The following is a 10,983-nucleotide window of genomic DNA, read 5'->3' as shown; positions in this document are numbered from 1 at the left end:
ATTCACAATTTTAGAACTTATTAAAATTTTATTGAATTTTCTAAATTATAGGGTTAAAATGTTCAATAAACTCACTTGATTTTTCGGAGAAGTTTGGAAAGGAAGCGATTTATTATGAGCAAAATGACGCGAGAGGAAATGGTAAAAACAGTTCCTCAGCATGGATTTTTTGGTCATCCACGCGGGCTAGGAATTTTATTCTTTGTAGAATTTTGGGAACGTTTTAGTTATTACGGAATGCGTGCAATATTACTTTATTATTTATACTTTTCTGTAAGTCAAGGCGGACTTGGATTAGATAAAATTACAGCGCAACAAATTATGGCAATGTACGGTTCACTTATATTCATGACAGGTATTTTAGGTGGATGGGTTGCCGATAGATTAATCGGTTCTCGTAGATCACTCATGTATGGTGCTGTATTAATCATGTTAGGTCATTTAGTCTTATCTTTACCATTCGGTTTAGGTGCCTTTTTAATATCTATGATACTTATAATCGTAGGTTCAGGATTAATGAAACCTAATATTTCAAACGTTGTTGGAGGTTTATACCACAAGAACGATAATAGATTAGATGCAGGATTCGTTATATTTTATATGTCAGTTAATATGGGTGCGTTACTATCACCACTTATTATTGACAAAGTACGTGTAAGCGTAGGCTTCCATCAAGGTTTCTCTATCGCAGCCTTTGGTATGCTTCTAGCTTTAATAGCATACGTATTATTCCAAAGAAAAAGTCTTGGAGAAGTTGAAAATCATCCTTCAAACCCATTGAATCATAAAGAAAAAGTAAAATATGCTAAAATTTTTACATATAGCACGATAGGAATCATTATCCTACTAGGTATTTTATATCTAGTTGGACAACTTACATTTAATTCAATCAGTTTAATCGTATTAATCGTTGGTATAGTTGTACCATTTATATATTGGTCAATTATGTATCGAAGTCCTGATATTGATGGAACTGAAAAATCAAGACTGTTAGCATATGTACCATTATTCTTAGCTTCCGTGTTATTCTGGAGCATTCAAGAACAAGGGTCAAATGTACTGGGCGTATTTGCGCAAGAGCATACTCAATTAGATTTAAACGCTTATGGTATTAATTTTGTTATACCAGCAGGTTGGTTCCAATCTATAAATCCATTCTTTATTGTTATATTTGCACCAGTTATCTCATTCTTGTGGCAAAAGTTAGGGAAATACAATCCCTCTACCCCACTTAAATTTGTAATTGGTTTAGCATTTGCAGGTATTTCATTTATTGCAATGATGATTGCAATGTCTATGCAACAAGCAGAACTTATGAACCCAATATGGTTAATACTTAGCTTCTTCTTATGTGTTATTGGGGAACTTTGTTTATCACCTACTGGATCAAGTGTTTCAGTTAAACTTGCACCAAAAGCATTCTCAGCCCAAATGTTAAGTCTATGGTTCTTAACAAATGCAACTGCACAAGGTATTAACGGACAACTCGTTAAACTTATAGAACCACTAGGACAACAAAATTACTTTGGATTGATTGGTGCAATTGCAATCGTCGTGTCACTAATCGTATTATCCATGACACCAAAAATCAAAAAACTTATGCAAGGTATACATTAGTATATTTTAATTTAAAACGCACGATATCTCGTGAGTCTTCGTGCGTTTTTGCCCGATTTAGTCCGAATCGCACGATATCTTCTGAGTCTTCGTGCGTTTTTGCCTGATTTAGTCTGAATCGCACGATATCTCGAAAGTCTTAGTGCGTTTTTGCAGGAATGGAATCGTCATCCACCTATATCAAAAAAGCACGACATCAGCCTGAATGTGCCGATGTCGTGCTTTTATTTATTTTGATGTTTCTGATACTGCTTCATTAGATTTAGCATATTCGCCGTTCTCGCCTAAGAAATATTCTTCTACTTCTTTCCAACTATGAACTTTTGGCCATTTATTATAATCTCTATTATGATCTGCTGCATACATAATAGAGTGATTGTTAAAGCTTTCTAATTGTTTAGGATTGTCATCAATTAGGTAGTCTGTATTGACGATGCCTTTATCACCACAAAATACAAAATGTTGTGGGCTTAAAAATGGCATATGTTCTCTAAGCCAAGCATATTTATCTGCAAATGATGTTGGTACGTCCATTGCAGCTGTAACAATATATACATCATAATATTCGTTTAATTTTTGAACCACTTCAATCGCATTTGGAAATACTTCTAAATCTCTAAAAAATCCATCTTCCCTTAAAATCTCAGTAAGAACGCCTTGATGTTCAGGCATCATATTACGGATTTTTGTACCTTTAAGTTCTTCCATTGTAACATTTGAAGATGTTTCTTCATTGTAACGTCTTAGTAATTTTTTAATAGTGTCAGCTAGGACTTCATCCATATCAATACCGATTGTTTGCTTCGTCATTGTACCTTCTCCTTTATATATCAATGTCTACTAGTATATCAAAGAAGTTACTGACTTTCCTTTCTTATGACCCCTACTCCTCAAAAAAAGTTTCTAATACTTGTAACATTTTATCATTATGCTCACTAAATCCTATCGTGATTCGAACACCATTCGGAAATGGTCTTGTTATAAATCCTTCTTTAAGTAAATAATCATATAATACTTGAGGTTGGTCAGTATTTACATAGATAAAATTCGTCTGACTATCATATATATGCTCTTTGAAAGAAGCATTTAAAAATTTCTCGATTTCTTGTCTGTTTCTTTGTGTAATATCTTTTAAATAGCTTTGATCTTTTATTGCTGCATCTGCCGCAACTGCTGATAATGATGTTACGTTAAATGGTAGTCTTACTATATCTAGCTGGTCTAATAAAGATTCGTTTGCTATTGCATATCCTATACGTTGCGATGCTAATCCATACGCTTTAGATAAAGTTCTTAATAGGACCACTTGGTTATATTGTGACAACAATTCTAAACTGTTTGGAACATCATCAGCAACCGCAAATTCTATGTACGCTTCATCAATCAACACAATAATATCGTCAGGCACTTTTTTAATAAAAGCTTCTATATCATCATGTGATAAATAAGTACCAGTTGGGTTATTAGGATTACATATCCATATTAATTTTGTCTTATCTGTAATTTGTTCATACATAGCATCTAAATCAAAATAACCATCTTTAAGAGGTGTTGTTTTAACTTGTGCGCTTTCTATGATGGCATGATGTTTGTATTGTCCAAACGTCATATCACTCGTTAATATTTCATCTCCAGGCTCTAATACAGTTCTAGAAATAATCATGATAACTTCATCCAAACCTGAACCGAAAAAGATTTTCTCTTTTTTTACGTTGAGGAATGTACTTAATGTTTCTTTTACTTCAAACTGTTTTACTTCTGGATAATAAAATAATTCATCTAAATTATTTTTAATGGCTTCTTTAACTTTTGGTGAAGGACCATATAAATTTTCATTTGAAGCAAGCTTGACCATTTCTCTATCTATGCCATACTTTTCTTTTAATTGTCTCGGTGATAATCCCGGTTGATATGCCTGTAATTCACTTAACTGTTGCTTCATAATCTAAGACCTCCAAATTGAAATATAAAAAACGGTAAATCGAAATTTACCGTTTTTTTAATTTATTAGTATTATAGACCTAATCATTTTCATAAATCAATGGTATTTAGTTAATCAGATCATTCTTCTCTAAATATTCTTTTGCTACTTGATACGCATCTTCATCTTTAATCGTTACTCTATGATTCATTTCTTGCATCTCTTCATCAGAAATTTTGCCTTTTAATTTATTCATTGCTTTAACAACTTCAGGATGCTCTTTTACAGTTTTTTTCTTCATCAAAGGCGCACCTTGATATGGTGGGAAGAGCTTTTTATCATCTTCTAAAACAACCATACCATATTCTTTAAGCTCAGCATCTGTAGAATACGCATCAATCAAATCAATATCTTTACTTTCAAGTGCTTGATAACGCAATTTAGGTTCCATAGTTTTTACATCTTTAAAGTTCAAATCATATTTCTTCTGAATGCCTTTATAACCATCTTCACGGTCGTTGAATTCTAATGTAAAACCAGGTCTAATATCATTTTCAACTTTTTTCAAATCAGAAATTGTTTTGATATCATGTTTCTTTGCATACTCTTTTTTAACAGCTAAAGCATAAGTGTTGTTATATTTCATCGGTTCAAGCAATTGCATATCAAACTTTTTGTCTAAGCCATTATTTGCTTGCTCATAGACGCCTTTTTCTGATGTAGATTTTGGCGTTTCTTTAGTTAATTCACCTAGCACCGTACCTGTAAATTCTAAATAACCATCTATTTCATCAGATTTTAATGCATTGAACAAGAATGACGTTTTACCCATACCTGCTTTAACTTCTACTGTATTATCAGTTTCTTCTTCGATTAATATTTTATACATATTCGTAATGACTTCAGGTTCAGAGCCTAGTTTACCTGCTAAAGTAATTTTGTCACCTTTTTGAGCAAATAATGGAATCGTTACGGATAATAAGAATATCAACAATATTGTGCCTAAAATAATTAATGATTTTTTATATGAGATTTTCTCTAATATTCTTAAAAATACATCAAAGAAAATAGCTAATATTGCCGCTGGAATAGCACCTAATAATATTAACGAAGTATTATTTCTATCAATACCTAAAAGTATTAAATCCCCTAATCCACCAGCACCAATTAAAGCAGCTAGAGTTGCAGTACCAATGATAAGTACCATGGCAGTTCTTATACCTGCCATCATAACTGGCATAGCAAGTGGTAGTTCAACTTTAGACAATCTTCTTCCTGTTTTCATACCAATGCCTCGTGCCGCTTCAATAAGAGATGGGTCGACTTCTTTAATACCTGTATATGTGTTCCTTAATATCGGCAATAAAGCATAAATTACAAGTGCAATAATTGCAGGAATACGTCCGATACCAAATAGCGGAATCATTAAACCTAATAAAGCAAGAGACGGTATTGTTTGTAATACTGCAGCTATATTAATAATGACTTCTGCTAATTTTTTAGTCTTAGTTAGTAAAATACCTAATGGCACTGCTATTACAACTGCTATTAGCAATGCAATAAATGATAGTTGAATATGTTCTAATAATGTCTCTAATAACTGACCTTTTCTACTTGCAAGTGTCTCAAATAATGCATTCATTATGAAACACCTCTATTCTTTTCTGCCAAATAGCTAAATACATATTGTCTAGTCACGATATGGCTAGGGACATTGTCGCCTTTATCCATTATGATAGCTTCGTGTTCAGCTAATAGCCCATATATATCATCAATTGTTTTAGATGGGTCTACTTTTGGATATTGTTCAATTGAATCTGTATGTACTTCTGATATCGGTTGTGCTATATCACCTAACTTAACTTGCTTTAATACATGTGCATCTACATTACCAATAAATGATTTTACAAAATCATTTTTAGGTCGATGAATAAAATCATCTGCCGTTCCAATTTGTTCTACATGACCTTGATTTAACAAACAAATAAGGTCTCCCATTTTCATCGCTTCGTCAATATCATGTGTTACAAAGACGATTGTTTTTTTAATTTTAGACTGAAGTTCTAATAAATCATCTTGTAAATTTTTTCTACTGATTGGATCCAATGCGCTAAATGGCTCGTCCATTAATACAACTGGTGGGTCTGAAGCAAGTGCACGTATTACACCAATACGCTGTTGTTGACCACCAGATAATTCGCTTGGATATCGATTTCTAAAAGTTTCTGGATCTAAACCAACCATATTTAACAATTCATCTACTCGATTAGCGATTTCTTTCTTTTTCCATTTTTTCATTTCTGGAACTTGAGCTATATTCTCTTTAATCGTCATATGTGGAAATAGCGCTATTTGTTGGAGTACATATCCAATATCCCATCTCATTTCAGAAACATCATAATCACTAATCGGTTTATCATTAAAATATATATATCCTTCCGATAATGAAATGAGTCTATTAATCATTTTAAGAGTTGTTGTTTTTCCACAACCTGATGGCCCAATTAGAACAAAAAATTCTCCTTCGTTAATATTGAAACTTATATTATCTACTGCTTTTTTATCCCCGTATATTTTTGAAACCTCTTCAAATTGGATCATTCATAGACACCACATTTCTTTTTATTGTCTGTAACTAAATTACTTTTTTATTATTTACCCTAATGTCACAATAAAATGCCTATAACGCCTTATATTGGTTGTTTATAATTTTTAATAGTATCAATAAAAATTGGACAATAATGTTTCAACTTATAACTTCCAATTCCATCAATTAGAATCATTTCTTTTTTAGATTCTGGTAACTTCTTAGCAAATTGCTCTAAAATTTGATCTGAGAAGATAGATAAAGGTGACACTTCTAGCTCTTTACTTAAATCTTTTCTAACCTCAATTAAGCGTTCAAATAAAGAACGGTCAACATCTGTAATTGTTTGTATGTCTACTATTTCTTTTGGCTTAGTCTTGAATGGTGTGGTCATAATTTCGACATTTCCTCTAAGTACTTCCATAGCATCTTGGTCTACGCTTAATATTTCTTTATGCTCATTTAAATAACCTTTATAACGTAATTCATCTAATAAATGATGACATTCATTTGTTGTATAGTCTTTTAATATACCATACGTACTTAATTCATCGTATCCTAGTGATGAAATTTGAGGGGTTTGTTCACCTCTTAATACTTGTATAATCATATTTCTTTTTTCTTTTTGTTTTAATCTTGCTACACAACTCAATATTTTTTGAGCTTCTGTTGTCATATTGTATGATTTTTCAGATTGAATACAACTTGAACATCTACCACATTCTTCTAATTTCTCATCAGGGTTGAAATAATGTATCATCATTGCTTCAAGACATTTAGTTGTCTTAGTATATTGAATCATTTGTCTAAGCTTTTCACCTTGTTTTTCTTTATACTCATCATCAGCAGGGCTAGAAGATATAAAGAATTTTTGAAGGTCAATATCTCTATCTGAGAACAATAGAATACATTCACTATCTAATTGATCTCGACCAGCTCTACCCGCTTCTTGATAATAAGATTCAATATCTTGAGGCATATTGTAATGAATGACAAATCTTACATTGGATTTATCTATACCCATCCCAAATGCATTTGTAGCGATTGCTAACTTTATATCATCTTCAATAAATTTACGTTGGGCACGTTCTCTTTCTTCTTTAGGAAGCCCTGCATGGTACATAACATTTTTAATATTCATATCATCAAGCGTTTCACTCAACTGCTCTACTTGCTTTCGTGTGGAGCAATAAATAATTCCTGATTGGTTAATGTTTGTTCTCACATAGTCTTTAACAAAATTAAGTCTTTGATATGTATTGTTCACTTTAAATGTTAAATTTTCACGTTTAATAGATGTTTCAATAATATCATTTTCAGCAATTCCTAATTTTTGAGAGATATCTGCTTGAACTTCTTTTGTAGCCGTTGCAGTTAAAGCCACTAGTCTAAAGTGATGAGGTAAACTCATGACGTGTGTGATTACTTCTTGGTAACTTGGTCTAAAGTCATGTCCCCATTTAGAGATACAATGTGCTTCATCAAATGCTATAAGTTGAACATCACACTTATTAATCATTTGGATAAACTGTGGTTGGTTAAATCGTTCTGGTGCAATATATAGAAAATCTAACTGTCCTGAAATGAGCTCGCTCTCAACTCTTTTCTTTTCTTTACTCGTTAAAGTACTATTTAAAAATTCAGCCTTAATACCCATCGATCTCAAGCTATCAACTTGGTCTTTCATTAAAGAAATCAACGGACTAATGACAATTGTAAGTCCATCTAAATATAGACCTGGCACTTGATAACAAATTGATTTACCTCCACCAGTAGGCATAACACCTAAAGTGGGACGATGATTGATAACTTTATCTATAATTTCTTTCTGTCCATCTCTAAATTGCTGATATCCGAAATACTCTTTTAAAATATTTTGCATCTATATATACACCTCTATACGCTTATAATCTGTCTGATAAGGATGACCAACGCATATAATCTTCTTCATATTGCGTTTCAATCGATGTTTTTTCATTTGTTAGTTCGTTTAATTTTTCATAATTAGTCGCATGTTCAACCATTTCTTGCTCAAGCTCTACTAATCTTGATTCTATATATTCAATATTTTCTTCTAGTTGTTCAAGTTCTCGTTTTTCTTTAAATGACAATCTAGTAGTTGTTTTAGATTTTACTTCAGCTTTTTGAGCTTCTTTATATTGTTGTGTTGCTTTTTTATCGACTGTTTTTTTATATGCTAAATAATCTTCAAAAGTACCTAACATTGGTTCTATTTGCTTATCATGGATATACCAATATTTATTAGCCACTTTATTTAAGAAATATCTATCATGGCTTACAGTGATAACTGTTCCACCGAACTCATTAATATAAGCTTCTAAAATTGTTAATGTTTCAGTGTCTAAATCATTTGTTGGCTCATCTAAAATTAAAACATTAGGCTCATGTACTAATAATTTAAGTAAGTAAAGTCTCTTCTGCTCTCCACCTGATAGTTTATTAATTTGTGTGCCATGTGTTTGACTTGGAAATAAGAATCTTTCTAACAATTGTGTAACTGACACAACAGTACCATCTTTCTCTTTAGCTACTTCACTTTCTTTTCTCAAGTAATCTATCATTCTGTCATCAGACGTCAAGCTTTCATCTTGCTGTTTGAAATAAGCTATTTTTACTGTTTGACCAGTAATCAAGTTACCACCAAAAGTCTGGTCTAAGCCACTTATAATGTTAAGGAGTGTTGTCTTACCAGCACCGTTTTCTCCAACAATTCCAATTCTATCGCCCTTTTGTATAATTGTCGTAAAGTGCTCGAATAAAGTTCTGTCACCGATGGACTTCGAGATATCATCTAATTCGAAGACCTGTTTCCCTAATCGAGAATGTGCTAAATTCAAGCTCGCTTCTCCTTGTATCTTCTTGTTAGACAAATCATCTTCTAAATTATTAAATCTTTGAATTCTCGCTTGTTGTTTAGTTGATCTAGCTTTTGCACCTTGTCTCATCCAATGCAATTCTTGCTTATACAGTGCTTTTTTCTTAACATGTTGCTGAGCTTCTATTTCTTCTTTTTCAGCTCTTGCTTCAATATAAGATTCATAATTACCGGGATAACTTGTTAATTTACCATTTGAAAGTTCAACAATTCTAGTTGAAACTTGATTTAAGAAGTGACGATCATGTGTAACAAACATGATTGTATGAGGGTATTGTTTGATATAATTAACGAGCCATTCTATTCCTTCAATATCTAAATGGTTTGTAGGCTCATCTAACAATAATAAATCAGGTTTACGTATCAATTCTTTAGCTAGTGCAACTCTCTTTTGTTGTCCACCACTCAAAGTAGAAACCTTTTTAAGATAGTCATTTATACCTAGTTTTGATAGAATAGTTTTAACGTCTGCACTGTAATCCCAAGCATTTAATCGATCCATATCAGATTGGTATTGCATCATAAGATCTAAATCTTTAGATTCACCAGTTTGCTGATATCGATTTAAAGCGCTTTCGTATTGGGCAATGACTTTTGTCATTTCAGTTTCATTATTTAATACTTCATCTATTACAGATAAAGATCCATCAAGTTCAGGCTTTTGGCTTGCATATGCTATTTGATATTGGTTAGGATAAGATGTCTTTGCATCATAATCATCATCAATATTTGCTATAACTTTAAGCAAAGTACTCTTACCTGTTCCATTAATACCAACTAGTCCAATGCGTTCTTTGTAAGATACGGATAAATCTAAATCATTAAAAATAACTTTATCACCATATTGCTTATTAAGTTTTTCAATTTTATATGCTTCCATGAATTAACATCCTTTAATTTTCTCAGTTTTCAATTAATATATTATACACTTTTTTTCAAACAAAAGATACGAAGGAGCAAAAACTATGCAAGACTTTTTTACAGAACTACCCCCATATTTACAAGCATTATTCGCAGGTATTATCACATGGCTGTTAACTGCATTCGGTGCATCATTCGTTTATTTGTTTAAAAATATAGACACAAAAGTAATCAATACGATGCAAGGTTTCGCAGCTGGCGTGATGATTGCAGCTAGTTTTTGGTCACTATTACAACCTTCAATTGAGCAAAGTTCTGACTCGGCAATGCCATGGTTACCAGCGGCAATTGGCTTTTTATTAGGTGGATTATTCATTAGATTATTAGACTTTGTTATACCACACGCACACCAAAATGCTGTAGACAAAAGTCAAAAAGTCGAAGGACCTGATACTAAATTAGGTAAAAATACATTACTATTTTTAGCAATCACACTTCATAATATTCCAGAAGGTCTAGCAATAGGTGTTGCTTTTGGTGGAGTAGCAACTGGTAATGATGGTACTACATTATTAGGCGCACTTGGTTTAGCAATAGGTATCGGTATCCAAAATATCCCTGAAGGTGCAGCACTTTCAATGCCAATACGTGCCTCAGGTTTAACAAGATGGAAATCCTTTAACTACGGACAAGCATCGGCATTAGTTGAACCTGTATTTGCAATGTTAGGTGCATTATTAGTCGTTGTAGCGACACCAGTTTTACCATATGCACTCGCATTTGCAGCTGGTGCTATGATATTTGTAGTTGTAGAAGAATTAATACCCGAATCACAGTCTGGAAATAACACAGACTTAGCCACATTAGGTCTAATGGGTGGATTCACTATTATGATGATTCTAGACGTAGCATTAGGATAAAGACAATCCCCGAAGTTTTGATCAAAACTTCGGGGATTTTTATGAATATATGCTGTAACTAGAGATTTCAGTATGGAAATAGTATTCTATTAGTCAAGTCCATAATTTTGTGTAATATCTTTAGATGTAATCAACCATTGGTTTTTTCTAGGGTATTAACAAAATATATATGCTTGGTTTT

Annotated in this window: 8 protein-coding genes; 2 read left to right on the top strand and 6 right to left on the bottom strand. The window is 32.4% G+C overall.

The features are described 5' to 3' along the window. Positions 1-111 precede the first annotated feature (111 nt). Positions 112-1,617 (top strand): peptide MFS transporter, encoded by a 1,506-nt coding sequence (locus CD129_RS00630; RefSeq protein ID WP_404932024.1) that lies wholly within the window; start codon positions 112-114, stop codon positions 1,615-1,617. A gap of 228 nt (positions 1,618-1,845) precedes the next feature. Here the strand turns inward: CD129_RS00630 and CD129_RS00625 are convergent, their stop codons facing one another. From CD129_RS00625 to CD129_RS00600, 6 genes are all read right to left on the bottom strand, one after another. Further along, positions 1,846-2,427 carry a 5' nucleotidase, NT5C type gene (locus tag CD129_RS00625; protein WP_107508990.1) on the bottom strand — a complete coding sequence of 194 codons (582 nt, stop codon included), beginning with the start codon at positions 2,425-2,427 and terminating at the stop codon, positions 1,846-1,848. A 73-nt stretch (positions 2,428-2,500) separates the two neighbouring features. Beyond that, complete coding sequence (gene hisC / locus CD129_RS00620; RefSeq protein ID WP_115337714.1) at positions 2,501-3,559, bottom strand: histidinol-phosphate transaminase; 1,059 nt, start codon at positions 3,557-3,559, stop codon at positions 2,501-2,503. A 106-nt stretch (positions 3,560-3,665) separates the two neighbouring features. Further along, positions 3,666-5,180 (bottom strand): ABC transporter permease/substrate-binding protein, encoded by a 1,515-nt coding sequence (locus tag CD129_RS00615; RefSeq protein WP_115337715.1) that lies wholly within the window; start codon positions 5,178-5,180, stop codon positions 3,666-3,668. Then, positions 5,180-6,139 (bottom strand): ABC transporter ATP-binding protein, encoded by a 960-nt coding sequence (locus CD129_RS00610; RefSeq protein ID WP_115337716.1) that lies wholly within the window; start codon positions 6,137-6,139, stop codon positions 5,180-5,182. Before CD129_RS00610 ends, CD129_RS00615 begins: the two co-directional genes overlap by 1 nt. An 89-nt stretch (positions 6,140-6,228) precedes the next feature. Beyond that, a complete protein-coding gene (recQ, locus tag CD129_RS00605; RefSeq protein WP_078357357.1) occupies positions 6,229-8,007 on the bottom strand; it encodes a DNA helicase RecQ in 1,779 nt (592 codons plus the stop codon). Positions 8,008-8,029: 22 nt separating this feature from the next. Continuing rightward, positions 8,030-9,901, bottom strand: a complete 1,872-nt coding sequence (locus CD129_RS00600) for an ABC-F family ATP-binding cassette domain-containing protein (RefSeq protein ID WP_115337717.1) — start codon at positions 9,899-9,901, stop codon at positions 8,030-8,032. Between the two features lie 85 nt (positions 9,902-9,986). Here CD129_RS00600 and CD129_RS00595 point away from each other — a divergent pair, with 85 nt between their 5' ends. Further along, a complete protein-coding gene (locus CD129_RS00595; RefSeq protein ID WP_115337718.1) occupies positions 9,987-10,802 on the top strand; it encodes a ZIP family metal transporter in 816 nt (271 codons plus the stop codon). Positions 10,803-10,983: the final 181 nt, after the last annotated feature.

It is taken from the genome of Mammaliicoccus fleurettii (assembly GCF_003970575.1).
GTDB classification, from domain to species: Bacteria; Bacillota; Bacilli; order Staphylococcales; family Staphylococcaceae; genus Mammaliicoccus; species Mammaliicoccus fleurettii.
This window is presented reverse-complemented; position numbering and strand designations above follow the sequence as displayed.

Excerpts from the sequence above, each read along its gene's own strand:
- CD129_RS00625 (WP_107508990.1), bottom strand. The coding sequence starts at position 2,427 with ATGACGAAGCAAACAATCGGTATTGATATGGATGAAGTCCTAGCTGAC.
- hisC (WP_115337714.1), bottom strand. The coding sequence starts at position 3,559 with ATGAAGCAACAGTTAAGTGAATTACAGGCATATCAACCGGGATTATCA.
- CD129_RS00615 (WP_115337715.1), bottom strand. The coding sequence starts at position 5,180 with ATGAATGCATTATTTGAGACACTTGCAAGTAGAAAAGGTCAGTTATTA.
- CD129_RS00610 (WP_115337716.1), bottom strand. The coding sequence starts at position 6,139 with ATGATCCAATTTGAAGAGGTTTCAAAAATATACGGGGATAAAAAAGCA.
- recQ (WP_078357357.1), bottom strand. The coding sequence starts at position 8,007 with ATGCAAAATATTTTAAAAGAGTATTTCGGATATCAGCAATTTAGAGAT.
- CD129_RS00600 (WP_115337717.1), bottom strand. The coding sequence starts at position 9,901 with ATGGAAGCATATAAAATTGAAAAACTTAATAAGCAATATGGTGATAAA.
- CD129_RS00595 (WP_115337718.1), top strand. The coding sequence starts at position 9,987 with ATGCAAGACTTTTTTACAGAACTACCCCCATATTTACAAGCATTATTC.